Genomic DNA, 25,166 nt, shown 5'->3' on the forward strand with positions numbered 1-25,166 from the left:
AACATGAATCCCCTCTTCCGTCTTGCCCCGATTGCCGCCCTGCTGGTTGTTGCTGGGTGTAAAGCTCCACATCACGATACCCAGGCGTTACAAGCCAGTCAGTTCCGCAATGTTATCGACCGCACCGGCGCACCGCAGGCGATGCTCGATTACGATTTTGATGAACATCAGCGGTTTAATCCGCTCTTTGATGACGGTGCCTGGCACGGGCATTTGCTGCCAGCCAACAGTGAAGCCATGGGGGGATTCCCCGGCCCGGCACTGCTGACCGAAGAATATATCAACTTTATGGCGAATAATTTTGACCGTATGAGCGTGTATAAAAACGGCCAAAAAGTGGCGTTTACCCTGCAGGCGTACAGCATTCCAGGCGCTCTGATTCAGACGCTGACCGCCCCTGGCGTCATGGTAAAAATGACGCTGCGGTTTGTCACATCGCGCACGTCATTGCTGGCAACAGAAATCACCACCGACGCACCGCTGGAGCTGGTTTGGGACGGTGAATTGCTCGAGAAATATCATCTTCAGGAGCAAAAACCAAAGTCCACTGAAACCATTACCCAGGCCTTCCCGGATTATAACCGTGTGCTGCATGCCACGCCGGATGGCCTGAATGTGACGTTTGGCAAAGTGCGAGCGCCATCTAACCTGATGACTTCCGGGGAGTCGCAATATCAAATCCATAAAACCTTGCCAATGCGCACACAAATCGACGGACATCGATTCGTGGCCAAAGCCAATATTGAAGGCTCAACCACCGTTTACACCACCTACTCTCACCTGTTAACAGCGGCGGAAGTGCAGAAAGAACAGGGCAAAATTCACGATATTCTCAATAATCCGCAAACGTATCTGACCGCATCGGAACAACGCTGGGAAGGCTATTTGAAAACGGGTTTGAATAACCCGGATGCCACGACGGCACAAACTCGCGTGGCGGTGAAGGCTATCGAAACGCTCAATGGCAACTGGCGTGGCGTGGCGGGTGCAATGAAATTTGATTCGGTGACGCCGTCAGTTACCGGGCGCTGGTTCTCAGGCAACCAGACCTGGCCGTGGGATACCTGGAAACAAGCGTACGCAATGGCGCATTTTAACCCGGACGTCGCCAAAGATAATATTCGTGCCGTTTTTGCCTGGCAAATCCCGAAAGACGACCCGATTCGCCCGTGGGACGCAGGTTTTGTGCCGGATTTAATTGCCTATAACACCAGCCCGGAGCGCGGCGGTGACGGTGGCAACTGGAACGAGCGCAACACCAAGCCAAGCCTTGCCGCCTGGTCAGTGATGGAGGTGTACAAAACCACCGGCGACAAAGGCTGGCTTGAAGAAATGTATCCGCATTTAGTGGCCTATCACGACTGGTGGCTGCGCAACCGTGACCACAACGGGAATGGGGTTCCTGAATATGGTGCAACGCGCGACAAAGCCCATAACACCGCCAAAGGCGAGATGATCTTTACCGTCAAACGCGGCAATAAAGAACAAAAAATGGTGGGGCTGGATAATTACAACCGCGTCTTGCGCAGCGGGAAATATGACAGCATTGATATTCCTGCGCAGGTTGCCGCATCGTGGGAGTCCGGGCGCGATGACGCCGCCGTGTTCGGTTTTATCGACCCGGATCAGCTGCAACGTTACCTGGATAAAGGCGGCAAACGCGAAGACTGGCAGGTTCTGTTTGCTGAAAACCACGCCCCCGATGGCACTCTGCTTGGCTATTCGCTGCTGCAAGAGTCAGTGGACCAGGCAAGCTACATGTATAGCGACAGCAGCTATCTGGCAGAAATGGCGAAGATCCTCGGCAAGTCTGAAGATGAACAACGCTTTAGTCAGCACGCCAAAAAACTGGCTGATTACATCAACACCTGCATGTTTGACGATATCACCGGGTTCTATTACGACATTCGTATCGAAGATAAACCGCTGGCAAATGGCTGCGCAGGCAAACCGTTAGTCGCACGCGGCAAAGGGCCGGAGGGCTGGTCGCCGCTGTTTAACGGTGCGGCAACTCAGGCACATGCCGATGCCGTGGTAAAAGTCATGAAAGACCCGAAGGAGTTTAATACCTACGTGCCATTGGGGACGGCGGCACTCACCAACCCGGCCTTTGGAGCAGATATTTACTGGCGAGGGCGCGTGTGGGTGGATCAGTTCTACTTTGGTCTGAAAGGGATGGAGCATTACGGATATCGAGCGGACGCGGTGGAGATGGCGAACCGATTCTTTGCTCATGCCAATGGCCTGACGAGCGACGGTCCTATTCGCGAAAACTACAATCCGCTAAACGGCGAACAACAAGGAGCCCCGAACTTCTCATGGAGTGCTGCGCACCTTTATATGTTGTACAACGATTTCTTTACTCAAAAACAGTAAACGTAAAACGGCCCCAAAAGGGGCCGTTACACAATAGGTTAAGACCTATCCTCTAAATAATTGGAGTTGCATCAAGGCGGCAAACTCAGGAATCCCCAGGAGCTTACTCGAGTAAGTGACTGGGGTGAGTGAGTGCAGCCAACGCCGAGGCGGCTTCAAGTATGACGAGGATAGTTAGCGTCGTACCATGCGATAAATAATCAACACAATAATCGCCCCCGCCACTGCGACCAAGAAGCTTGGAAAATTAAAGCCCGTCACACTGCCGCCGATATGCAGGAATGTGGCAATCCATCCACCAACAACCGCACCGATGATCCCCAAAATACAGGTCACAATGAAACCGCCGCCATCTTTACCAGGCATAATCAGTTTTGCAATTACACCAGCAATCAAACCGAAAATAATCCAGGCCAGAATACCCATATTGAACGTCCTCTTCATTATTGTGTGTGGTAACAAGCCAGAATCCACATTGGTTTGGCAATGGGTTCTGTCTGTCGGTACGCTAAGTATAATCAAGTGTTAGAAAAATGTGACTGACCTCACTAAGTTATTGAATTTATCCTATTAACTCTCTGAGATTTATCTTAAGTTTTTTTGCTTTATGCCGATAACTGCTTGCACAACTATCAAAAACACAACATGGACCTGGCCTTGAGTAACTATAACGAGCAGTTTCTGAAACAAAGTCCTCTGGCAGTATTAGGCGTGTTACGTGATCTTCATAAAAACCAGGTACCAATACGGTTGAGTTGGTCATCCGGGCAGTTTATTAGCAAGATTCTTGAGGTCACAGCTTCAGGTTTGATTGTGGATTTTGGTAGCCAGACGCAGGAAAACCAGGCGGCGCAAAAGGCAACGAATATTCAGTTCATCGCCGAAACCGAAGGTGCAAAGGTGGAATTTATTTTGCCTAAAATGCAGGCGGTGAATTACCTGAACTTACCCGCTTTCCACGCCCCACTCCCGCAGGCGTTATGGTTTGTGCAACGCCGGGAATATTTCCGTATCACCGCCCCGCTGCAACCGTATTACCACTGCACTGCGATGCTTCCGAACGGTTCGCCTTTCCAGTTCAGACTGTGTGATTTGTCATTAGGTGGGATGGGCGCGCTACTTGACGGGCCATTACCGGAAGGATTAAGCGCGGGCATGCGTTTTTCGCAGGTGGAAATGGATTTAGTGCAGTGGGGGAAATTCCACTTTGATATGCAACTGATAACGCTTTCGGAACGAAAAGTGATCGGCAGTAAAAATGAAACTGTCAGCACGCCACGCCTGAGTTTCCGCTTTCTAAATGTTAACCCGGCCGTTGAACGTGAATTACAGCGTATTATTTTCGCGCTGGAACGTTCTGCTCGTGAGAAAGCGGGCCGGGTTAAATAATTACATGGCGTTTAACGCCTTAGAGACCTTATACAAATAACGCGGCGCCTGTGGTGCCGGGTGGTTCTTCGCTATGTATTCGTAAAATTCGTCCGGGCTGAGATCATTGATTTCGTCAATGGCATCTTTGCGATCGGAGGAAAACGTTCTCAGCAACGCGCCCGCACCATTGGCATAAGACGCCAGTAATGCGTATTGCATCGTTTGCGGATCTTCAATGCCAGCCAGAATACCGTGCTCAAGAATGCTTAAGTAAGCCGTCCCAATCGAGATATTACGTGCCGGGTCTTTTAGCTCGCTGGTTGACGGCTGCCCGCCCCACCCTAAATGACGATACACGTCTTTGCCTGCCGTTGAGGCTTTAATCTGCATCAGGCCAACCGCATTGGACTTACTGACCAGCGTAGGGTTGCCACCTGACTCCACCGCAATAATCGCGGTAACGACTCGCGGGCTAACGCCCCACTCTTTTGCAGCCTGATCGGTGATCGGCATCCATGTTAGTGCGCGTTGTACCGGTTTTGTCGGATCCCACTCGGGTTGTTTTGTGGAGTGGCTGGAACAGCCAGCTATAAACAGAACCAACACAATCAGCCATCTTATATTCACACGTATTATCCTTTACTAATATTCATCGCCGTCAGGCGGGTGACAACACCCGTTTCAAGCGGCATGATAACCAATTCACTTTCAGCAAGGAAATGCCATGTCGACGATTCGTTTAATTGCCCCTTCAGGTTTCTGTGTTAATCAGGCCGCCGCGGCTCGCGGTATCGAGCGCCTGAAAGCCTCGGGCCATCGGGTAGAAAACCAATCTGTGGTACCGCGGCGTTTTCAGCGTTTTGCCGGAACGGACGAACAACGACTGGCAGATATTCAGGATTTATCTGCACTTCCTGAAGAATGCGACATCGTTCTAGCGGTGCGTGGAGGCTACGGTGCCACACGCCTGCTCGAACGTATCGACTATTCCCGACTCGGACTTGCCTTCCGCCAACGCACGCCGATTATCTGCGGGCACAGCGATTTCACGGCTATTCAACTCGCGCTGCTGTCGCAGACCGGTACCGTCACGTTTAGTGGCCCTATGCTGGCCGGTAATTTTGGTGCAGATGAGCTCAATAGTTTTACCTGGCAGCATTTTTGGCAGGCGATTACTGAACCGAAATTTACGCTGAACTGGCAAAGCCCGACGCCTGCGTGCTCCGCGAGCGGCACCCTTTGGGGCGGTAACCTGGCGATGCTGGTTTCGCTGATTGGCTCGCCGTGGCTGAGCGTGATTGATGGCGGTATTTTGGTGGTCGAAGATATCAACGAACATCCTTTCCGTGTGGAACGATTGTTGTTGCAACTTCATCACGCCGGGATTTTAGCGCGCCAGAAAGCGCTGATTTTGGGCAGCTTCAATGGCGCAACCTTAAGCGATTATGACGGCGACTATAATTTCGATGAGATGTGTCGAATGTTGCAGCAGCGGTTGTCTATTCCTGTGCTGCGTGGTTTACCGTTTGGACACGAACCAGAAACCGTTACCCTGCCATTAGGCGCTTATGGAGAACTGCAACACGACGGGCAGACTGCGAGTCTCACCATCAGCGGTCATCCAGTAATGAGATAAAATAAGTAGAATATGCCCCTCAGAAAGCACAATGAATCAATGCTTTCCGTGTTAAAATTTGCTTCACGAATAGAGTCACACGCAAAGGAGAAAGATAATTTTGGACGCAGGGGCGATAGTCAGTCTGTTTATTTTAGGTTCCGTTCTGGTAACTTGTAGCATCTTATTGAGTTCTTTTTCCTCGCGTCTTGGTATCCCCATTCTGGTTATCTTCCTCGCCATCGGCATGTTGGCAGGGATTGACGGAATCGGTGGCATCCCGTTTGATAATTATCCTTTCGCGTATTTAATCAGTAACCTGGCGCTGGCAGTAATTCTGCTTGATGGCGGAATGCGCACCCAGGCCAGTTCGTTTCGCGTCGCCCTCGGCCCCGCACTTTCGCTTGCCACCGTAGGCGTGCTGATCACGTCGGGTTTAACCGGCATGGCAGCGGCCTGGCTGTTTAACCTCAACCTGATTGAAGGCCTGCTGATTGGTGCCATCGTTGGCTCGACCGATGCGGCAGCGGTGTTCTCCTTGCTGGGCGGTAAAGGGCTGAACGAACGTGTTGGCGCAACGCTCGAAATTGAGTCCGGTAGTAACGATCCGATGGCGGTGTTTTTAACCATCACGCTCATCGAGATGATTCAGCATGGGCAAACTGGCCTGAGCTGGATGTTCCTCATGGATATCATTCAACAGTTTGGTCTGGGGATTGTGCTTGGCCTTGGCGGTGGTTATTTGCTGTTGCAAATGATCAACCGTATTACGCTGCCTCAGGGTTTGTATCCCCTGCTCGCATTAAGCGGCGGGATTATGGTGTTTGGCATCACCACCGCTTTAGACGGTAGCGGGATTCTGGCGGTTTATCTGTGCGGATTCTTGCTCGGCAACCGCCCTATTCGCAGCCGCTTTGGCATTCTGCAAAATTTTGACGGCCTGGCGTGGTTTGCACAAATCGGCATGTTCCTGGTGTTGGGACTGCTGGTTAATCCCACCGATCTGTTGCCGATTGCCATTCCGGCGCTGTTATTGTCCATCTGGATGATTTTCTTTGCGCGCCCTCTTTCTGTGTTCCTCGGCCTGCTTCCGTTCCGTGGCTTTAATCTGCGCGAGCGGGTGTTTATCAGTTGGGTTGGGTTACGCGGCGCGGTGCCGATTATCCTCGCGGTGTTCCCGATGATGGCAGGGCTTGAGAACGCGCGGCTGTTCTTTAATGTTGCGTTCTTCGTGGTGCTGGTGTCGCTGTTGCTGCAAGGCACATCGCTCGGGTGGGCGGCTAAAAAAGCCAAAGTGGTGGTGCCGCCCGTCGGCTGGCCGGTTTCGCGCGTCGGTCTGGATATCCACCCGGAAAACCCGTGGGAGCAGTTTGTTTACCAGTTAAGTGAAGACAAGTGGTGTATTGGCGCGTCGCTTCGTGACCTGAAAATGCCGAAAGACACGCGAATTGCCGCGCTGTTCCGGGACAATACGCTGCTGCACCCGAATGACCGCACCCGTTTGCAAGTCGGCGATGTGCTGTGTGTGATTGGCCGCGAGCGTGATTTACCCGCCCTGGGTAAAATGTTTAGCCAGTCGCCGCCAGTGGCGCTCGATCAGCGCTTCTTTGGTGACTTTATTCTCGAAGCCAGTGCGCAGTTTGCCGATGTGGCAACGATTTACGGGCTGGAACTGGATGATAACGTCGATACCCAGCAAACGCTGGGCGAATTTGTGGTCGGCATGTTAGGTGGCGCGCCGGTTGTCGGTGACCAGGTGGAGTTTGCCGGGATGATTTGGACGGTCGCCGAGAAAGAAGATAACCAGGTGCGTAAAATCGGTGTGCGCGTAGAAAGCGAAGAAACGGAGTAAATTAGGTTTGTGCCGGATGACGCTTGCGCTTATCCGGCCTACAAATGCTGGACCAGGTTAAAAGATTAGGATGTTGTAACTACGGGCACGCGCGGGGCCAAAGCGCACATTAATTCATACCCTACCGTACCCGCCGCCTGCGCCACATCATCAATTTTCACCGCATTCCCCCACAATTCAACCGGACTGCCAATTCCCGCATTCGGGCAAGGGGTCAGGTCAACGGTCAACATATCCATGGAAATTGCGCCAACGATATGAGTGAGTACGCCGTCAACACGCACTGGCGTGCCTGTCGGCGCAATGCGCGGATAGCCGTCAGCATAACCGCAGGCGACGATACCAATCCGCTGTTCGGTGTCCGCCCGATAACGACTGCCATAACCTACCGTATCGCCCGCTTTCAGATTCTGGACACCGATAATTTCACTTTGCAAACTCATGACCGGTTGCAGACCGCTGGTGGCAACATCACACCACTGGCCGCTTGGCGATGCACCATACAGGATGATCCCCGGACGAACCCAGTCAAAATGCGCTTCCGGATGCCACAACGTGGCCGCCGAGTTAGAAACAGAACGCGGGCAATCCAGCCCTTCTGCTGCTTGCTCAATGCGTTTCATCGGCTCGACTATGCCGTCGGGTTGCTCTGCATCGGCAAAATGCGCCATCAGCGTGAGTTGCCCAACGTTAGCAATAACGCGTAACTGTTGCCAGATGGAATGAACACGGTCAGGGCTGAACCCCAGGCGGTTCATCCCACTGTTTATCTTCAGGTACACATCTAATGGCGCATTCAGTTTGGCCCTGGCTAAGGCTTTGACCTGCCAGTTGCTGTGCAAACTGGTGGTTAACCGATACTCATCAAACAACGGCAATTCATCGGCGTGAAAGAAACCTTCGAGCATGAGAATCGGCCCTTTCCATCCGCGCTCACGCAGTAAAATTGCCTCTTCAATATTTAACATTGCAAAGCCGTCGGTATCACTTAATACCGACCAGACACGCTCAATTCCATGACCATAAGCATTCGCTTTAACGACGGACCAGACACGCGAATGGGGAGCAGCCTGGCGGACAATGTTTAAATTGTTACGCAGCGCGCTGAGGTTCAGCGTCGCAACAACCGGACGGGACATGTGTCCTCTCCTTGTTTTAATTTAGTTATGAGCGTTGTGCAGACGCTGCGAGCCTGTCGGCCTGAAACCCGGTGAGTAACGCGCCACCGCAAGATCATCAAAGGGAATGGCGGGCGTTCTTCCAGAAATTAAGTCACTGAGCATCTGGCCTGAGCCACAGGCCATCGTCCAACCCAGCGTGCCATGGCCGGTATTGAGCCACAAATTTTTGAACGGAGTGCGCCCAACAATCGGTGTGCCATCTGGCGTCATCGGACGTAGACCGGTCCAGAATGTTGCCTGCTCCACATGCCCACCACGCGGATAAAGATCACGCACGACCATTTCCAGAGTTTCACGACGCGGTTGCAGCAACTCAGTGTTAAAGCCAACAATTTCTGCCATCCCGCCCACGCGGATGCGCTGGTCAAAACGCGTGATAGCAATTTTGTATGTTTCATCGAGAATAGTCGAAACCGGCGCGCCTTGCTCGTCGGCAATCGGGATGGTCAGCGAATAGCCTTTGAGCGGATAGACAGGAATATCAACGATATTTTTCAGTAAACCAGTGGAATAAGAGCCGAAAGCGACGACATAAGCATCCGCTTTGACGACCTCTTTACCACACTGCACGCCATAAATACTTTGCCCTTCATATAGCAAACGATCGACTGGCGTGTTGAAACGAAACTCAACGCCCGCCTCTGCCGCCATACGCGCCAGATTTTGGGTAAACAGTTGGCAATCACCCGTTTCATCATTGGGTAACCGCAATCCACCGGTCAGTTTATGGGCGACATCAGCCAGGGCAGGTTCGACCTCGGCTAAACGACTGGCTTCAAGCAACTGATAAGGCACGCCTGCATCTTTGAGAACAGCGATATCTTTGGCAGCGTTTTCGTACTGCTGCGCGGTGCGGAACAACTGGAGCGTGCCGCCCTGCCGTCCTTCGTACTGAATATTGGTGGTATGGCGCAATTCTTTCAGGCAGTCACGGCTGTATTCCGCTAGACGCACCATGCGACCTTTGTTTTCCATGTAATGGCGCATGTCGCAGTTACGCAACATTTGCAGCATCCATTTGAGCTGGAACTGTGTGCCATCGAGGCTGATTGCCAGCGGCGCATGGCGCTGGAACATCCATTTAATGGCTTTGAGCGGAACGCCAGGTGCAGCCCATGGCGCAGCATAACCCGGCGAAATTTGCCCGGCATTCGCCGCGCTGGTTTCCATTGCCGGCCCAGCTTCCCTGTCGATAACCGTGACATCATGCCCAGCCTGGCGCAAATACCAGGCACTGCTGACACCGACTACGCCACTTCCCAGCACCACAACACGCATAACCATTCCACCATTTAGCTAAAAGAATAATCTTCTGATTACAAATTGATAACTCAGATGAAAATGTTATTCAACATATGGCTTTGTTATAGTGACTTTCCTCACATCCTGGCCTGATATAGCAGCTTCGTGATTATTAGAACCTCCTGCTTGGTACAATATTTTCAACAAAATATTATGCTACTTATTGGATTGGTAACGGGGTATTGGAATACGTAAATCGCGTGGAAAAAATTTTGCTTGCAGCAGCTAAGTTTCAGGAGTTGTCTATTCTTGAAAGTGAGGCTTTCCATTCAGAGAGAGCCGCCAACAATGAGGGCGCGCTGATGGCTATTGTTACTGATTCCGCCACAAAGGATTCTAAACGTCTAAGTGATGGACCTGACTGGACGTTCGAGCTGCTTGATGTCTATCTCGCTGAGATAGATCGTGTTGCCAAACTCTATCGCCTGGAGACTTATCCTCATCAAATTGAAGTGATTACCTCCGAACAAATGATGGATGCGTATTCGAGTGTCGGGATGCCGATTAACTATCCTCATTGGTCGTTTGGTAAAAAGTTCATTGAAACGGAACGGCTGTATAAGCACGGGCAACAGGGTCTGGCCTACGAAATTGTCATCAACTCCAATCCGTGTATCGCCTATCTGATGGAAGAAAACACCATCACGATGCAGGCGCTGGTGATTGCTCATGCGTGCTACGGGCATAACTCGTTCTTCAAAAACAATTACTTATTCCGTAGCTGGACGGATGCCAGCTCGATTATCGATTACCTGATTTTCGCGCGTAAATATATTACCGAGTGTGAAGAACGCTACGGCGTGGACGAAGTTGAACGTCTGCTCGACTCTTGCCATGCGTTGATGAACTACGGCGTTGACCGTTACAAACGTCCGCAAAAAATATCCTTGCAAGAAGAGACCGCCCGGCAAAAAAGCCGCGAGGAGTATCTGCAAAGCCAGGTGAACACGTTGTGGCGCACGCTACCACGTCGTGAAGAAGAAAAGACGGTGGCCGAAGCGCGCCGTTATCCTTCTGAGCCACAGGAAAACTTACTCTATTTTATGGAGAAAAATGCGCCGTTGCTGGAGTCCTGGCAGCGTGAGATTTTACGTATCGTACGTAAAGTCAGCCAGTATTTTTACCCGCAGAAACAGACTCAGGTGATGAACGAAGGCTGGGCGACGTTCTGGCACTACACCATTCTTAACCATCTGTATGATGAAGGAAAAGTGACCGACAGGTTTATGCTGGAGTTCTTGCATAGCCACACCAATGTGGTGTTTCAGCCGCCGTATAACAGCCCGTGGTACAACGGAATTAACCCGTATGCACTCGGCTTCGCGATGTTCCAGGACATCAAGCGGATTTGTCAGTCGCCTACTGAAGAAGACCGTTATTGGTTCCCGGATATTGCGGGTAAAGATTGGCTGGAAACGCTGCATTTCGCGATGCGCGATTTCAAAGATGAAAGTTTTATCAGCCAGTTTTTGTCGCCAAAACTGATGCGTGATTTCCGCCTGTTTACGGTGCTGGACGATGACCGCAATAACTATCTTGAAATTGCCGCCATTCATAACGAAGAGGGTTATCGCAAGATTCGTGCCGAGCTTTCAGCTCAGTACAATCTGAGTAACCTTGAGCCTAACATTCAAGTCTGGAATGTTGATTTACGTGGCGACCGTTCGCTGACTTTGCGATACATCCCGCATAACCGCGCCCCGCTGGATAAAGGCCGTCGTGAAGTGCTGAAGCATGTTCATCGCCTTTGGGGCTTTGATGTCACTCTTGAGCAGCAAAATGAAGATGGCAGTGTTGAGTTACTTGAACGCTGCCCTCCAAGGCTCAATAGTCTGTAAGCATAAAAAAACGCTTCCTTCGGGAAGCGTTTTTCGTTTTGCTGTCGGCAAGGGTAATGCTCGCCTATCGGCTGTGCATCGCCAAATCGCCCGGTAAATTTTTCTGCATTCGATGCCAGATATCACCACTTTCACGCCCATAAGTACGCACGGTATCAAAGACTTGATCGTGCAAACCTTGTTGGCAAATTTCAGCCAGACGATGGTAGAAACCTAACGCCAGGCTGCGTGCTTCCGGACTAGAGAAATAATGACGCCCGATACGGGTGTATAACCCTTTCATTCCATTAAGGATTAGACCGTAGATCGGGTTTCCTGAAGCAAATGCCAGGCCACGGAAAATGTTGTAATCAAGCTTTGCAAACGCATCAGCATGGTCTTCAACACTGTTCGCGGTCGCCAGAACTTCTTGCGCTTTATCCGGATGCTGACGAACAGCGGTACGAATAAAAATAGTCGCGATGTTCGTTCGCACTGACAGCAGGTTATCGATCAACTGCGGCACGCTGTCGTGATCGAGACGCGCCAGAGTTTCCAGAATGTTTAAACCGGAGGTTTCCCAGAAGTTGTTCACTTTGGTCGGCTTACCATGCTGAATTGTTAACCAGCCATCACGCGCCAGACGCTGAAGCACCTCGCGCAATGTGGTACGGGTCACACCAATCAGTTCGGATAATTCACGTTCAGCCGGAAGAATAGTTCCCGGCGCGAAGCGGTTATTCCAGATACTTTCGATGATGTATTCTTCCGCGAAACCCGCTGGGCTCTGCGCCTTAATGACCATAGTATGCTTTCCATTACACAGGTTTTGCTAAAGAGACTCATCATACCAGATGCCTTGCGGCGCAGGTAGCGGTGACAACCGCCAATTCTGGAATCATGGTTTAATTTTGTGGGTCAATCACACAACTAAAGAATATTCCTATGCCTTGATTGATATCTTGTGCGCGAGTACCCTGAAACGACACAACTGAACACAACTTTATATTTATCCGCACTATTTCGCTTTTAAGATCGGGGAGATGGCTTCACCTCACCCGGCTTCGAGGTAATACGGATAAATGGAGCATGAAAATTCTACGATGGAAATGTCTACCGGGCGCGCGCTATTCCGCAACTTCTTAGGTCAATCACCGAACTGGTACAAACTGACTTTACTGACTTTTTTAGTCATTAACCCGTTGGTCTTTTGGTTTGTCAGCCCTTTTATTGCAGGCTGGCTGTTGGTTGCAGAGTTTATTTTCACCCTCGCAATGGCATTGAAATGCTATCCGCTTCTGCCTGGTGGTCTGCTGGCCATTGAAGCGGTGTTTGTTGGGATGACCAGTGCCGATCATGTGCGGGAAGAAATTGCCTCAAATCTTGAAGTGTTGCTGCTGCTGATATTTATGGTGGCGGGCATCTACTTTATGAAGCAGCTTTTGCTTCTGGTCTTTACCAAGTTGCTGCTGGGTATCCGTTCAAAAATTCTGCTTTCACTCTCTTTTTGTATCGCTGCGGCATTTTTATCCGCATTCCTGGATGCCCTCACCGTGGTCGCGGTTGTCATCAGCGTCGCGGTTGGTTTTTATGATATCTACCACCGTGTCGCCTCTACCGGGTGTCTCGACGATGATATCCAGGATGACACTCTCCTTGATTCCGATAACCGCTCCACTCTCGAACAATTCCGCGCATTTTTACGCAGCCTGATGATGCATGCCGGTGTCGGCACCGCACTCGGTGGCGTGATGACGATGGTCGGCGAGCCGCAGAACCTGATTATTGCGAAAAGTGCGGGTTGGCATTTTGGCGATTTCCTTCTGCGTATGGCACCAGTGACAATTCCTGTTCTGATCTGTGGTTTAGCGACCTGCGTACTACTGGAGATGACCAAGATCCTCGGTTATGGCGAAAAACTGCCGGAAAAAGTTCGCGGTATTTTGCAGGATTATGATACCCAAAGTGCGCAAAAACGTACCCGTCAGGACAAAGTGAAACTGGTGGTTCAGGCGTTAATTGGCGTCTGGCTGGTGATTGCTCTGGCACTGCATTTAGCCGAAGTTGGGTTAATCGGGTTGTCGGTGATTATCTTTGCTACCGCGCTATGCGGCGTGACTGATGAACATCAGATAGGAAAAGCATTTACCGAGGCGTTACCCTTCACCGCCCTGCTTACGGTGTTTTTCGCTGTTGTGGCCGTGATAATCGACCAGCATTTGTTTACACCCGTTATCCACTTTGTATTGCAGGCTGAACCGCATTCGCAGCTGGCGTTGTTCTATCTGTTCAACGGTATTTTGTCGTCGATTTCCGATAATGTATTCGTCGGCACCGTTTACATCAACGAAGCGAAAGCCGCTCTTACCCACGGTATTATCGATCTCAAACAGTTTGAGTTATTGGCAGTGGCGATTAACACCGGCACGAATTTACCTTCAGTCGCCACGCCAAACGGCCAGGCCGCCTTCTTGTTCCTGCTGACTTCAGCGCTGGCTCCGCTCATTCGTCTTTCGTATGGGCGCATGGTGTTGATGGCATTGCCGTATACGCTGGTACTGACGCTGGTCGGTCTGTTGTGCGTTGAATTTACTTTGGTCCCGGCAACCGAGTGGATGGCACATGCCGGTTGGATTTCATCGCCAGTAATGGATGCTGTAACGCACTAAACAAAACTAACGGGTTGTCCACCGCCCGTTTAGTTTTTTGTCTGATAAACATTCAATTAGCGTGTTATTTTGATGTGCCTACTGGCACAGAAATCGAATTCGTTTACACTGCCGACTCAACGCATGTTGCAGGGATACTGATTATGTTGCGATATTTAAACCAATGCTCCCGCGGGCGCGGTGCATGGCTTCTTCTGGCCTTCACAGCATTCGCTCTGGAAATGGTGGCATTGTGGTTCCAGCACGTGATGATGCTGAAACCTTGTGTGATGTGTATTTACGAGCGTTGTGCGCTTTTTGGCATTATGGGTGCAGGGATTGTCGGCGCGATTGCGCCAAAAACACCGTTGCGCTATGTCGGGATTGCACTGTGGATTTACAGCGCCGGGAAAGGTCTGCAATTAGCATGGGAACACACCATGCTTCAGCTTCACCCTTCCCCGTTTGTGACTTGCGATTTTGCCGCACGTTTCCCAAGCTGGCTCCCACTCGATAAGTGGCTGCCGTCCGTGTTTGTGGCAACAGGTGATTGTTCCGTGCGCCAGTGGGAGTTCCTGACGCTGGATATGGTGCAGTGGTTAGTGGGTATTTTTGCTATCTTCCTGCTGATTGCGGTACTGGTGTTGATTGCTCAGCCTTTCAAACCTAAGCGTCGTGATCTGTTCGGACGCTAATATCATGTTCCAGAAATACAAAAACCCGCCTTGGCGGGTTTTTTATTATTAGCGGTCGCGTCGATATAACTCCCACTGGTCCATCCGTTCTCCACTCGGCAGCAAGCAATCGCCGCGCTCACCCAAATCGGTTTTCACCGTCCGTAATTCCCCGCCTTTAGCCTGGCAGTAAACAGACGCTGGGTTCGGCATGCCGATAACCTGTGGTGGTTTGGGCGCTGTGGGTTCAGGTGATGAACAACCGCTGAGAATGATCGCCCCAAGCAGTATTGTTATTTTTTTCATTATTCCTCCGTTATGGAGGCCAAATGGTAACAGTGCAGGAGTGGGAAAAGCAAAACCAGCGGAATCAGCTCTTAGCGAGCCACTGCATTATGTTGATGAATCGCACTCATCGGACGATGAAGGAGGTGCATCCCTGATTTACAGAAGATACAAACAGCGCCAAAGGGATTTGTTTCTCGGACATCGTAGGGGGAAGTGCGATACTGTGAACCGCCACATGACGGACACTTAAATGATAGATATTGGATAAAAACCTACTTTTATTTGTTATTGAAAGGATACTGTATCAGGGAAAAACAGGTTTGTACGATTTATTTTCACAAGTCGGACAAACCTTAGCAGTTTAGTCTGCATCGCCCCATTTCACTGGGGCTAGCGAATAAATTTAGAGTTTATAGGGCTGCTACAATGCAATTCTTGCCGTTCTTTTTAGCCTGATATAGAAGTTTATCCGCCTGCTCTAACATTTTATCCAGACCGTGCTCAGAATCAGCTTCTACCATTCCACAGCTAAACGTCACTTTGAGTGATTCTTCACGCCAGATTCGTTCTGCAACTTCATTTCGCCATTCGTCCATCAATTCGTAAGATTGTTTAAACGTGATACCAGGGAAAATCACCACCAGTTCTTCGCCGCCAAAACGGTAAATCGAATAATCGTCCCCCATTATTCTTGTCCCAATGCGACAGACATTTTTCAGCACTGTGTCACCGACAGGATGCCCAAACGTGTCATTAATTTGCTTGAAGTTATCCAGATCGATGATGGCGAGGTGGAAGCTGATATTCTTGTTGTGTAAATCGGAAGCATCATGCTCAAATTTACGACGCGTTCCTGCCTGAGTTAAGGTATCGGTTACAGACAGAGTTTCAACTTCTTTAAGATGCTTATGTTTTTGCACCATCCCTTCATACAGACTTTCAAAGTTTTCAACCTGGCTATTAACCTCAAGACCATTACTACTCATGTATAACAGGCTAATCAAACGCTTGAAATAGATTCTAAACAGTGCAATCACAACAAAATAAAAAACAGATGATATAAGAATAACCAAAGCCAGTAGTTTGTATTCAGATTCAAAAGTATTGGTATAGGTTGCTATATTTACAGATGTATAGGCTATCCAACCAGGATTGTTATATGCACGGTAATAAACGATCTTCCCAGTTTCCTCATCAACAAAAGAGCCATAGCGTTCGGTGGTTTTAACTAGCCATGACTTCGGTATTGTCCGCTTAAACACATCATCGGTATTTGAGTACATGACAACAACACCGCTTCGCGAGGCGATTTCAAACCTGCCATCATAAGGTATCGAGACCTCCTGAAGCATTCTGCTCATGTTCTTCATATCGAGATCGAACGCAACGTTCCCGACTTGTTGCGAATGCGCGTCGAATATATTCATACTGACAGTGACAGAAAGTTTGGACTGTTCTTTAGACCTGTCCAGCTTCAATGTTTCATAGGGGTCAGAAAATATTATTTCATCTTTTATTCCTGCGTGTGGATACCATGGCCTCGCACTTGGAGCAAATGGACTTATTTTAATTTCTGGGTAAATTTTGTAATTTTCAAACACATCAGAAACCAACGCAGAACTAAAAAACATTGTCGAGTCAACAATTGAAGGGATAACCATATTGAGATCGATGTATTCTGAAGACAAATACTTTTCAATTGCATCCCCTTTCATATTATCTGACAGTGAAAGCAATAATAACTTCATCTCGTCAACCGGGCGCTCCACGCAGGATTTTGCAGAGTTATCGGTAAACCTTCTCATTGTGTCTCTAAAATCGCTTTCTTTTTCGTATTTAATGTAGAAAAATGCACAAGTGCAAAGAAAGATAAAAGGAATCAACATGACAGACATGTTGATTATTATGGCTTTGTTTGTCGATAGTTTCTTCATTTCTAAAATCGCCATGAACACTAATAAAATCACATTCTCAATTGAGAAATAGTTCTACACTGTTTAAACGGGCGCTAATTATATACAAATTTGAGAAAGATACATTATTTATTAGAATACATTTTGTTTTACAAAAATTTATCAAGTCAAATACAAAAATAATGCGTGTCGTTAATATTTATAATATTAATAAAAGGAAACCTGAAGGGATTTTAAAGAATTAAATATTGTGAAATATGCGGTCTACAATACATTTTAGCGCTATACCCAAATGCTATAGCGCTATTCCCCCGTAGGGTCAATCAGCCCACTCAGGTTTGTTTAAAATATGGTCTTGCCAGTCGCGCACTTCCGACTCTTTCACAGCGATATGCCGCACAGAAATACGTTCCCCGTGCATGGCCGCTTTTGAACCAGTCAACAACGGGTGCCATGCAGGCAAGTCTTTGCCTTCAGCTAACAAGCGATAAGCGCAAGTATGCGGAAGCCATTCGAAAGTCGGCAAATTTTCACGGGTGAGTTTGATGCAATCGGGTTCGAACTCAAAACGACGCTCGTAGTTCTTGCACTGGCAGGTTTTGATGTTGAGTTGCTTGCAGGCGACGTTGGTGAAATAGATTTCGTCTGTATCTTCATCCATCAATTTATTGAGACAGCATTGACCACAGCCGTCACAGAGAGACTCCCATTCTGAGTCACTCATTTCGTCCAGAGTTTTGCACTGCCAGAACGGTACTGTAGTCATAATGTTTATCCGGTAATAAAAAAACAAGCGCACCTTATAAACAGTCTGGGCTATAGATGCAAGTTTTGCCGCCCACAGGCGGCAAATTCATTATAGAACGCGGGTGGTCAAACTACGATCGGCAAAACTGACTTCCAGTTCATCGCCGCTATTAAGTGGCCCAACCCCTTCCGGGGTGCCGGTAAGGATCACATCGCCCGCTCGCAAAGTGAAAAACCGACTCATGTAGGCAATGAGCGGCACAATCTTGTGGATCATGTCAGAAGTAGAGCCTTGCTGGCGCACTTCGCCATTGATCTTTAAGGCTATCGGAGAGTTTTGCGGATCACCTTTAAATTCACTGGCAGGAATAAAACCTGAAATGGGGCAAGAGTTATCGAAGCCTTTGGCCTTTTCCCAAGGCTGCCCTGCTTTTTTCAGTTTACCCTGCAAGTCACGCAACGTCAGATCCAGCGCCACTCCATATCCCGCAATGGCCTTAGTGACGTGATCTTCAGTGGCCTGTCGCAGGGTAGAACCAATCAGAATCGCCAGTTCAACTTCGTGATGCACTGAGCCAAAATCTTGTGGAAGAACCAGCGGCTGGCGAATATCACACAGCGCACTTTCAGGTTTAATAAATAATACGGGTTCATCTGGCGTTGCACTGCCCATCTCTTTGATATGTTTTGCGTAGTTACTGCCTACGCACACTACTTTGCTGACCGGAAAATCCAGCAGCGCGCCCTGCCAGTTATGATGCTGATACATGCCTTTCCTCTGCGTCGTTGTGTTAATTACATTTGATACTAGAGAAAAAAATCCCGACTGAATACTGATGAGTATCAGTTATTGTGCGATTGCATCGGCCATAGTCGCGATGCTTATCGCAAAGTAGTAAGAGCGGTTCCAGTGCATAATCGTGCGGAAGTTGTTGTAGACAAGGAATGAGCGCCCCAGATTATCATCAGGTGTGATTATCCAGGCTTTTTGCGAAGATGCTGGTTGTTTGACACCTTCTTCAAATTTGACGCCTAGTTTTTCCCACTGGCCAACCGTTTTGCTCTGCCCCGTTTTTGTGCCTGCTAATGTGCTATCAAAATCCACAGGCAAAATGACTGCCGTTCCCCAATCCCCTCCGGCTCTCCAGCCTTCGGTTTTCAGGTAATTCGCGGTTGAGGCGAAAACGTCGCTGGTGTTTGTCCAGATATCTATTTTTCCGTCGCCGTCTCCGTCTGCGCCATAACGCAGATACGAACTCGGCATAAACTGGTTCTGCCCCATCGCGCCCGCCCAGGAACCTTTTAGTTCATCAACCGTAATATGCCTCTGGTCGAGGATCTTTAATGATGACATTAATTCTTTGGTGAAGAACGCCTCACGCCGCCCCTCAAATGCCAGTGTGGCCAGCGCAGAAACGATGTCCTCCTTGCCCTGAATTTCACCGAAATGACTTTCCATTGCCCACAGAGCAACGATGTACTGGCTTTGTACGCCGGTACGGCTGCTTATCGCGCTTAATTCATTTTGATGTTGCTTGAATTGCTCGCGCGCCTGTTGAATTTTTTCCGGCGTGATCACTCGCGCCAGGTATTCATCAAGCATGATTTTCTTTTCGAGTTGGTTCTGGTCTGATTTTATGACCCGATCAACAAAATGTGCATTCGCGAACGCGCTGTTGATGGTGTTTTCGCTGATACCCTGAACTCTCGCCTGGGATTTGAGTGTTTCGAGATAGGCGGGAAACTCGTCGGGGTTACGCCCTTCTTGTGCAAGCGTTGGGGCCGCAGGCTTTGCCTCAGATTGCCCCACAACCGGTGCGTTTACAGGTGATTGCGTCTGCGCACTGACAGAAGTCGCGCAGAAAGAGGTGAGCATAAAGGTGATGACTGTTAAACAAATTGCTGGAGTCTTCATCATTTTCCCCGGGTTATTTGTTGTAAATATCATCTACCTTTATGTATAGAGAAGATTTGGCGCTAGTCCTAAAGTTATTTTTTAGGACTATTTTCCAGGTGAATTTTTAACAAACTTTCTGGCGGCGGCGGTAATTGTAAATAATAGCCATCATCTTTGAGTGCTTGTTTCACTTTTTCAAAATCAGCATTGGCCAGTTTTTTACTCCCATCGAGCGGTAATATCATCGCCAATTGAGGTACACCAAAACCTTTCATCAATTCTTCCGGCACGCGAGAGAAATCGTCTTTTTTTTCGACATAAAGATATGTCTGGTCACGTTTACTACTTCTGTAGATCACACAAAACATTTTTTTTACTCTATTTTCGCCAGATGGTGGCTTGCCTGAATATACCTGTGACTATAACATGCCAGATGTACTTCGGAATATCGTCCCACACCGGTGGGGATTAAAACTGAATTGAGTAAGGGCAGGATGTCAAACACGCCGATCGAGTTAAAAGGCAGCAGTTTTACCTTATCAGTGCTTCACTTACATGACGCACAACCCGAGGTGATTCTCCAGGCCCTTCAGGACAAAGTTTCTCAGGCTCCAGCCTTTCTGAAAAATGCACCGGTGGTGGTGAATGTTGCCGGCCTTGATGGTTCAGTAAACTGGAAGAAAATCCAGCAAGCCGTGGTTTCTTCGGGTTTACGCGTCGTAGGGATTAGTGGCTGTAGAGACGAAGCGTTGAAGAAAGAAATTGAACGCGCCGGCTTACCGCTTCTGACTGAAGGGAAAGAAAAAAATTCACGTACGAAGGCCGCGCCTGTTGAGGTTGCGCCCTCCGTCGAGCCAGTTGTTAACCCTGTCACAAAAACGCGTTTGATTGATACCCCGGTTCGTTCCGGTCAGCGCATTTATGCACCAAACTGTGATTTGATTATCACCAATCACGTCAGTGCCGGTGCAGAACTTATCGCTGATGGTAATATTCATGTTTACGGCATGATGCGTGGCCGTGCTCTGGCGGGTGCCAGTGGCGATCGTGATGCACAAATATTCTGTACAAATCTTGCTGCTGAGTTGGTCTCAATAGCGGGTGAATACTGGCTGAGTGAGCAAATACCAGCCGATTATTATGGGAAAGCGGCGCGCCTGAGTCTGGCGAGTGGTGCTCTCTCCGTTCAACCTTTGAATTAAGCCCTTTTAACAAGGAATTCCTTTATGGCACGCATTATTGTTGTTACATCGGGTAAAGGGGGCGTCGGTAAGACCACGTCCAGCGCGGCCATCGCTACGGGTTTGGCCCAGAAGGGAAGAAAAACCGTCGTTATCGATTTTGATATTGGCCTGCGTAACCTGGATTTAATTATGGGCTGCGAGCGTCGCGTGGTTTATGACTTCGTGAACGTTATTCAAGGCGATGCCACATTAAACCAGGCGTTAATCAGAGATAAACGCACTGAGCAGCTTTATATTCTGCCCGCTTCTCAGACCCGCGATAAAGATGCCCTTACCCGCGAAGGCGTGGCGAAGGTGCTTGAAGACCTGAAAAATATGGACTTCGAATTTATCGTTTGCGATTCCCCTGCGGGCATCGAAACTGGCGCGCTAATGGCGCTCTACTTTGCTGATGAAGCGGTTATCACTACTAACCCTGAAGTTTCCTCAGTACGCGACTCTGACCGTATTCTTGGGATTCTTTCTTCTAAATCGCGCCGTGCCGAAAACGGTGAAGCACCGATTAAAGAACACTTGTTGTTAACTCGCTACAACCCAGGCCGTGTAAACCGCGGTGACATGCTAAGCATGGAAGATGTGCTGGAAATCCTGCGCATTCCTCTGGTTGGCGTGATTCCTGAAGATCAATCTGTGCTGCGTGCTTCAAACCAGGGTGAGCCGGTCATTCTTGACCAGGAAGCTGACGCCGGTAAAGCGTATGCAGATACTGTTGAGCGCCTGCTTGGCGAAGATCGCCCTTTCCGCTTCATTGAAGAAGAGAAGAAAGGCTTCCTCAAACGCCTGTTCGGAGGATAAGTTATGGCATTACTAGACTTTTTTCTCTCACGGAAAAAGAACACCGCCAACATCGCAAAAGAACGCCTGCAAATCATTGTTGCAGAACGCCGCCGTGGTGATAGTGAACCGCACTATTTGCCGCAATTAAAACGCGATATTCTGGAAGTGATTTGCAAATATGTCAAAATCGATCCGGAGATGTTAACCGTCGTTCTCGATCAAAAAGATGATGATATTTCTGTTCTGGAACTTAACGTAACGTTACCAGAGACGCAGGAAGCAACAACAAAATCTGCGTAATGGTTGTTCGCATAATAACCCCCCTGGAATTATCGAGGGGGGTTATTTATTTTTACGCTAACACACTTCTTAATACAGACTATTCTTAAAGGTTAATTTCTCTATTCCATAATTACAGAAGCTAACACTGTAATTATTCCCAGTAAACTTTTAGTCAATATTAAAAATCAGCCAATAACGTTTTTAGCGATTCGCCCATAAGACGACCACGCCAGCCAACGATTAATTCTGGTTGCGTTGATTGCGTTTTTAATTTCCAGTGCCAGTTTAACAACTGATTAATTTGTCTACGCGACGCCAGTAATTCAGCACTTAAGCCGCTGGTTTCACTCACCTGCTGCACCAGAGCTTTAATCGCTTTGAAGACACGACGATAGCCCGGCATATCAACAAGATTGCTTAGCGGCTCAGGTAATTCATCGTCCGACAGAGCCTGCGCTTCTACCACCATTGCCAGTAGCGATTTACCGTGGAAACGAATTTCACTGCCGCTCAGGCCAAGGTGTTCAAGCTCACCCAATGAACCCGGCATATAACGTGCGACCTGCCAGAGATGTTCTTCGCGCACCACGAAATTAACCGCCATATCGCGCTCACGGGCTTTACGCAGACGCCAGGACGCTAACTTCTTCAGGCATGCCAACTGACGCGTTCTGAGCTGCCAGGCATTACCGATTTCGCGCCAGGCTTCTTCTGGGTCCAGAACATCCTGACGACGTGCAGCCATCAAATTGCACTCGTCCAGCGCAGCATCCATCCAACCCGCCGCTTTTGTCTCTTCCATCAGTTTATGCGCGATAGGCAGCAAATAGAGCACGTCTGCGGCAGCGTATTCACACTGGCGTTCAGTGAGCGGGCGTGCAATCCAGTCGGTACGAGATTCGCTTTTATCCAGCGCAATTCCGGTAAACGATTCGACGATGGTCGCAAAACCGCACGAAAGCGGACGCCCACTGAAAGCAGCCAGAATCTGCGTATCAATAAACGGATCGGGCAACATACCAAAAGCATTAAGGAACACTTCCAGATCTTCGCTGCCAGCATGCAGGAATTTAATCACCGCGGTGTCTTGCAACAACGCTTTGAACGGCGACCAGTCTGTGATTGTTAGCGGGTCGATAAGCGAAGCGGTTTCGCTATCGTAAAGCTGAATCAAGCCCAGTTGCGGGTAATAGGTGCGAGTGCGCACAAATTCGGTATCCAGCGCGACGGCTGGAAATTGACGAGCCGCTTCGCAAACGCGGACAAGGGCTTCATCGGTAGTAATCATTTGGTAAGTCAAATTCAGTTCTCATAGGTTTGCGCCCATAAAAAACGCCGGCGAACCGGCGTTAGGGCGACTGACTCGGAGCTCAGGCGTTATTGTTGCCTTTACTGACCGATTCGTCACGTAGTTCTCGTCGTAATATTTTACCTACGTTCGATTTTGGTAGTTCTTCGCGGAACTCAACCAGCTTCGGCACTTTGTAACCGGTGAGGTGGCGGCGACAAAATACCACCAGCGCTTCTTCGGTCAACGACGCATCTTTCTTCACAACAAAGATTTTTACCGCTTCACCGGATGCGCCGCTCGGCACGCCAACAGCCGCGACTTCTAATACACCGCTGTGCTGCATAACCACATCTTCGATTTCGTTCGGATAGACGTTAAAACCGGAAACCAGAATCATATCTTTCTTGCGGTCGACGATGCGCATAAAACCTTCTTCGTCCATCACCGCGATATCACCGGTGCGCAGCCAGCCATCTTGCAGAATTTCATCGGTCGCATCCGGGCGCTGCCAGTAACCCAGCATCACCTGTGGCCCTTTCACGCACAGCTCACCCGGTTCACCTGCAGGAACCTCTTCGCCTTCGTCATCAATCAGTTTCACTTCCGTGGATGGCACCGGCAAGCCAATGCTCCCGCTGTGGTAATCCATATCATGTGGATTGGCACTGACTAACGGTGCGCATTCAGTCAGGCCGTAGCCTTCCAGCAGGAAGCGCCCGGTGAGTTTTTCCCAGCGTTCCGCAACAGCATGCTGCACTGGCATTCCGCCACCCGCCGAAAGATGCAGGCTCGAGAAATCGAGCTGCTGGAATTCTTTATTATTGAGCAGCGCATTGAAGAGCGTGTTTACGCCCGTCATCGCGGTAAACGGATATTTCGCTAACTCTTTCACCAGGCCCGGGATATCACGCGGGTTAGTGATCAGCAGGTTCTGGCCACCAAGCTCAATAAACAGCAGACAGTTCATGGTCAGCGCGAAGATGTGATAGAGCGGTAATGCAGTGACCACCAGCTCTTTGCGTTCATACAGCAGCGGGCTATAGGCCGCTCTGACTTGTTCGAGGTTCGCCAGCATGTTGCGATGCGTCAGCATCGCCCCTTTTGCCACGCCAGTCGTACCGCCGGTATATTGCAAGAACGCGAGATCGGTATTAATAATCTCCGGCTTGATGTACTGCAGGCGATAGCCGTGTTGCAACGCGCTACGGAAGGAGATGGCATCCGGCAGATGGTATTTCGGCACCAGACGTTTTATGTATTTAACCACGAAGTTGACCAACGTCCCTTTCGCCGCAGAAAGCTGATCGCCCATGCGCGTCAAAATAACGTGCTTCACCTGGGTTTTATCAACGACTTTTTCCAGGGTATGCGCGAAGTTCGAAACAATCACAATCGCGCTGGCACCGCTGTCGTTGAGCTGATGCTCAAGCTCACGTGGTGTATACAGTGGGTTAACGTTCACCACCACCATTCCCGCACGCAAAATGCCAAACAACGCGACCGGATATTGCAATAAATTGGGCATCATTAACGCAACACGGTCGCCTTTTTGCAGGCCCAGACCCTGTTGCAAATAAGCAGCAAATGCGCGGCTCCGCTCTTCCAGTTTGCGGAACGTCATCACTTCGCCCATGTTCACGAACGCAGGCTGATCGGCGTAACGCGCCGTCGCTTGCTCAAACATATCTACCAGGGACTGATAACGGTCAGGATTTATCTCAGCCGCAACATCGGCTGGGTAGCGGTTAAGCCAAACCTTCTTCAAGGATCCACCTCTGAATTTATTATTCGTCGTCATCACAACCCCAATATAGAAACACGCCGTTAACATAATATTAACTCAGCGTACCAGTTTATTAATTAGACTGATTTAAGGTTGCGAAGCACATCA

General features: G+C 49.3%; 24 protein-coding genes and 1 pseudogene. 10 read left to right on the forward strand and 15 right to left on the reverse strand.

The annotated features are described in order from the left end of the window. The first annotated feature begins 3 nt into the window (after positions 1–3). Complete coding sequence (gene ygjK, locus GBAG_RS10990; RefSeq protein WP_034495892.1) at positions 4–2,376, forward strand: alpha-glucosidase; 2,373 nt, start codon at positions 4–6, stop codon at positions 2,374–2,376. 174 nt (positions 2,377–2,550) lie between these two features. Here ygjK and GBAG_RS10995 read toward each other — a convergent pair whose 3' ends face one another. Next, positions 2,551–2,802, reverse strand: a complete 252-nt coding sequence (locus tag GBAG_RS10995; RefSeq protein WP_034495894.1) for a GlsB/YeaQ/YmgE family stress response membrane protein — start codon at positions 2,800–2,802, stop codon at positions 2,551–2,553. 231 nt (positions 2,803–3,033) lie between these two features. Here GBAG_RS10995 and ycgR point away from each other — a divergent pair, with 231 nt between their 5' ends. Further along, positions 3,034–3,765 (forward strand): flagellar brake protein YcgR, encoded by a 732-nt coding sequence (gene ycgR, locus GBAG_RS11000; RefSeq protein ID WP_034496295.1) that lies wholly within the window; start codon positions 3,034–3,036, stop codon positions 3,763–3,765. On the opposite strand, the gene emtA is transcribed toward ycgR, so the two are convergent. Continuing rightward, on the reverse strand, positions 3,766–4,374 hold the full coding sequence (gene emtA / locus GBAG_RS11005) for a membrane-bound lytic murein transglycosylase EmtA (RefSeq protein ID WP_034495896.1): 609 nt from the start codon (positions 4,372–4,374) through the stop codon (positions 3,766–3,768). Positions 4,375–4,471: 97 nt separating this feature from the next. Here emtA and ldcA point away from each other — a divergent pair, with 97 nt between their 5' ends. Beyond that, positions 4,472–5,383, forward strand: a complete 912-nt coding sequence (ldcA, locus tag GBAG_RS11010; RefSeq protein WP_034495897.1) for a muramoyltetrapeptide carboxypeptidase — start codon at positions 4,472–4,474, stop codon at positions 5,381–5,383. A gap of 100 nt (positions 5,384–5,483) precedes the next feature. After that, positions 5,484–7,148: pseudogene (locus tag GBAG_RS11015) on the forward strand (potassium/proton antiporter); the annotation flags it as partial. Here GBAG_RS11015 and GBAG_RS23245 read toward each other — a convergent pair. The 3 genes from GBAG_RS23245 to GBAG_RS11025 are packed head-to-tail and all read right to left on the reverse strand — an operon-like array spanning position 7,089 to position 9,673. Further along, positions 7,089–7,247: a hypothetical protein gene (locus GBAG_RS23245; RefSeq protein WP_425591300.1), complete on the reverse strand. Its 159-nt coding sequence runs from the start codon at positions 7,245–7,247 to the stop codon at positions 7,089–7,091. The pseudogene GBAG_RS11015 and the gene GBAG_RS23245 sit on opposite strands and share 60 nt — an antisense overlap. 32 nt (positions 7,248–7,279) lie before the next feature. Continuing rightward, the gene (dadX, locus tag GBAG_RS11020; protein ID WP_034495899.1) at positions 7,280–8,353 is read right to left on the reverse strand and encodes a catabolic alanine racemase DadX; all 1,074 of its coding nucleotides are present in this window, start codon (positions 8,351–8,353) and stop codon (positions 7,280–7,282) included. A 21-nt stretch (positions 8,354–8,374) separates the two neighbouring features. Further along, entirely contained in the window at positions 8,375–9,673 is a 1,299-nt protein-coding gene (locus GBAG_RS11025; RefSeq protein ID WP_034495900.1) for a D-amino acid dehydrogenase, read from the reverse strand. Between the two features lie 326 nt (positions 9,674–9,999). Between GBAG_RS11025 and GBAG_RS11030 the strand changes: the two genes are divergently transcribed. Then, a complete protein-coding gene (locus GBAG_RS11030; RefSeq protein ID WP_034496297.1) occupies positions 10,000–11,535 on the forward strand; it encodes a SpoVR family protein in 1,536 nt (511 codons plus the stop codon). A 64-nt stretch (positions 11,536–11,599) separates the two neighbouring features. Here GBAG_RS11030 and fadR read toward each other — a convergent pair whose 3' ends face one another. Further along, the gene (gene fadR / locus GBAG_RS11035) at positions 11,600–12,319 is read right to left on the reverse strand and encodes a fatty acid metabolism transcriptional regulator FadR (protein WP_034495902.1); all 720 of its coding nucleotides are present in this window, start codon (positions 12,317–12,319) and stop codon (positions 11,600–11,602) included. Positions 12,320–12,617: 298 nt separating this feature from the next. On the opposite strand from fadR, the gene nhaB reads away from it, so the two are divergent. Further along, complete coding sequence (gene nhaB, locus GBAG_RS11040; protein ID WP_034496300.1) at positions 12,618–14,183, forward strand: Na(+)/H(+) antiporter NhaB; 1,566 nt, start codon at positions 12,618–12,620, stop codon at positions 14,181–14,183. A 143-nt stretch (positions 14,184–14,326) separates the two neighbouring features. Beyond that, positions 14,327–14,857, forward strand: coding sequence for a disulfide bond formation protein DsbB (gene dsbB / locus GBAG_RS11045; protein ID WP_034495903.1), 531 nt, complete (start codon positions 14,327–14,329; stop codon positions 14,855–14,857). A 48-nt stretch (positions 14,858–14,905) separates the two neighbouring features. Here the strand turns inward: dsbB and GBAG_RS11050 are convergent, their stop codons facing one another. The 7 genes from GBAG_RS11050 to GBAG_RS11075 form a co-directional block, all read right to left on the reverse strand. Continuing rightward, positions 14,906–15,142, reverse strand: coding sequence for a putative hemolysin (locus GBAG_RS11050; RefSeq protein WP_034495904.1), 237 nt, complete (start codon positions 15,140–15,142; stop codon positions 14,906–14,908). 71 nt (positions 15,143–15,213) lie between these two features. Further along, a complete protein-coding gene (gene ymcF / locus GBAG_RS23095; protein WP_404979380.1) occupies positions 15,214–15,390 on the reverse strand; it encodes a cold shock small protein YmcF in 177 nt (58 codons plus the stop codon). Positions 15,391–15,534: 144 nt separating this feature from the next. Beyond that, positions 15,535–17,058, reverse strand: coding sequence for a sensor domain-containing diguanylate cyclase (locus GBAG_RS11055; protein ID WP_167333341.1), 1,524 nt, complete (start codon positions 17,056–17,058; stop codon positions 15,535–15,537). Positions 17,059–17,356: 298 nt separating this feature from the next. Then, the gene (locus tag GBAG_RS11060) at positions 17,357–17,803 is read right to left on the reverse strand and encodes a YcgN family cysteine cluster protein (protein WP_034495906.1); all 447 of its coding nucleotides are present in this window, start codon (positions 17,801–17,803) and stop codon (positions 17,357–17,359) included. Positions 17,804–17,893: 90 nt separating this feature from the next. After that, the gene (locus tag GBAG_RS11065; protein WP_034495908.1) at positions 17,894–18,553 is read right to left on the reverse strand and encodes a fumarylacetoacetate hydrolase family protein; all 660 of its coding nucleotides are present in this window, start codon (positions 18,551–18,553) and stop codon (positions 17,894–17,896) included. A 78-nt stretch (positions 18,554–18,631) separates the two neighbouring features. Further along, positions 18,632–19,699 carry a lytic murein transglycosylase gene (locus GBAG_RS11070; protein WP_034495909.1) on the reverse strand — a complete coding sequence of 356 codons (1,068 nt, stop codon included), beginning with the start codon at positions 19,697–19,699 and terminating at the stop codon, positions 18,632–18,634. 74 nt (positions 19,700–19,773) lie between these two features. Continuing rightward, a complete protein-coding gene (locus GBAG_RS11075; protein ID WP_034495911.1) occupies positions 19,774–20,049 on the reverse strand; it encodes a YcgL domain-containing protein in 276 nt (91 codons plus the stop codon). Between the two features lie 126 nt (positions 20,050–20,175). Here GBAG_RS11075 and minC point away from each other — a divergent pair, with 126 nt between their 5' ends. The 3 genes from minC to minE are packed head-to-tail and all read left to right on the forward strand — an operon-like array spanning position 20,176 to position 22,002. Continuing rightward, positions 20,176–20,883 (forward strand): septum site-determining protein MinC, encoded by a 708-nt coding sequence (gene minC / locus GBAG_RS11080; protein WP_034495913.1) that lies wholly within the window; start codon positions 20,176–20,178, stop codon positions 20,881–20,883. 24 nt (positions 20,884–20,907) lie between these two features. Beyond that, entirely contained in the window at positions 20,908–21,720 is an 813-nt protein-coding gene (minD, locus tag GBAG_RS11085; RefSeq protein ID WP_034495914.1) for a septum site-determining protein MinD, read from the forward strand. 3 nt (positions 21,721–21,723) lie between these two features. Continuing rightward, positions 21,724–22,002: a cell division topological specificity factor MinE gene (minE, locus tag GBAG_RS11090; protein ID WP_034455225.1), complete on the forward strand. Its 279-nt coding sequence runs from the start codon at positions 21,724–21,726 to the stop codon at positions 22,000–22,002. 160 nt (positions 22,003–22,162) lie between these two features. Here the strand turns inward: minE and rnd are convergent, their stop codons facing one another. After that, the gene (gene rnd, locus GBAG_RS11095; RefSeq protein WP_210434939.1) at positions 22,163–23,284 is read right to left on the reverse strand and encodes a ribonuclease D; all 1,122 of its coding nucleotides are present in this window, start codon (positions 23,282–23,284) and stop codon (positions 22,163–22,165) included. Positions 23,285–23,354: 70 nt separating this feature from the next. Continuing rightward, positions 23,355–25,040 carry a long-chain-fatty-acid--CoA ligase FadD gene (gene fadD / locus GBAG_RS11100; protein ID WP_156104878.1) on the reverse strand — a complete coding sequence of 562 codons (1,686 nt, stop codon included), beginning with the start codon at positions 25,038–25,040 and terminating at the stop codon, positions 23,355–23,357. Between the last annotated feature and the right edge of the window lie 126 nt (positions 25,041–25,166).

The organism is Buttiauxella agrestis ATCC 33320, assembly GCF_000735355.1.
Lineage (GTDB): Bacteria > Pseudomonadota > Gammaproteobacteria > Enterobacterales > Enterobacteriaceae > Buttiauxella > Buttiauxella agrestis.

Coding starts and splice junctions, on each gene's coding strand:
- GBAG_RS11025 (WP_034495900.1), bottom strand. CDS start 9,673: ATGCGTGTTGTGGTGCTGGGAAGTGGCGTAGTCGGTGTCAGCAGTGCC.
- minE (WP_034455225.1), top strand. CDS start 21,724: ATGGCATTACTAGACTTTTTTCTCTCACGGAAAAAGAACACCGCCAAC.
- GBAG_RS11030 (WP_034496297.1), top strand. CDS start 10,000: ATGGCTATTGTTACTGATTCCGCCACAAAGGATTCTAAACGTCTAAGT.
- minD (WP_034495914.1), top strand. CDS start 20,908: ATGGCACGCATTATTGTTGTTACATCGGGTAAAGGGGGCGTCGGTAAG.
- nhaB (WP_034496300.1), top strand. CDS start 12,618: ATGGAAATGTCTACCGGGCGCGCGCTATTCCGCAACTTCTTAGGTCAA.
- dsbB (WP_034495903.1), top strand. CDS start 14,327: ATGTTGCGATATTTAAACCAATGCTCCCGCGGGCGCGGTGCATGGCTT.
- fadR (WP_034495902.1), bottom strand. CDS start 12,319: ATGGTCATTAAGGCGCAGAGCCCAGCGGGTTTCGCGGAAGAATACATC.
- GBAG_RS11065 (WP_034495908.1), bottom strand. CDS start 18,553: ATGTATCAGCATCATAACTGGCAGGGCGCGCTGCTGGATTTTCCGGTC.
- minC (WP_034495913.1), top strand. CDS start 20,176: ATGTCAAACACGCCGATCGAGTTAAAAGGCAGCAGTTTTACCTTATCA.
- GBAG_RS11070 (WP_034495909.1), bottom strand. CDS start 19,699: ATGAAGACTCCAGCAATTTGTTTAACAGTCATCACCTTTATGCTCACC.
- dadX (WP_034495899.1), bottom strand. CDS start 8,353: ATGTCCCGTCCGGTTGTTGCGACGCTGAACCTCAGCGCGCTGCGTAAC.
- GBAG_RS11060 (WP_034495906.1), bottom strand. CDS start 17,803: ATGACTACAGTACCGTTCTGGCAGTGCAAAACTCTGGACGAAATGAGT.
- GBAG_RS11075 (WP_034495911.1), bottom strand. CDS start 20,049: ATGTTTTGTGTGATCTACAGAAGTAGTAAACGTGACCAGACATATCTT.
- ygjK (WP_034495892.1), top strand. CDS start 4: ATGAATCCCCTCTTCCGTCTTGCCCCGATTGCCGCCCTGCTGGTTGTT.
- ldcA (WP_034495897.1), top strand. CDS start 4,472: ATGTCGACGATTCGTTTAATTGCCCCTTCAGGTTTCTGTGTTAATCAG.
- GBAG_RS10995 (WP_034495894.1), bottom strand. CDS start 2,802: ATGGGTATTCTGGCCTGGATTATTTTCGGTTTGATTGCTGGTGTAATT.
- GBAG_RS11055 (WP_167333341.1), bottom strand. CDS start 17,058: ATGAAGAAACTATCGACAAACAAAGCCATAATAATCAACATGTCTGTC.
- GBAG_RS11050 (WP_034495904.1), bottom strand. CDS start 15,142: ATGAAAAAAATAACAATACTGCTTGGGGCGATCATTCTCAGCGGTTGT.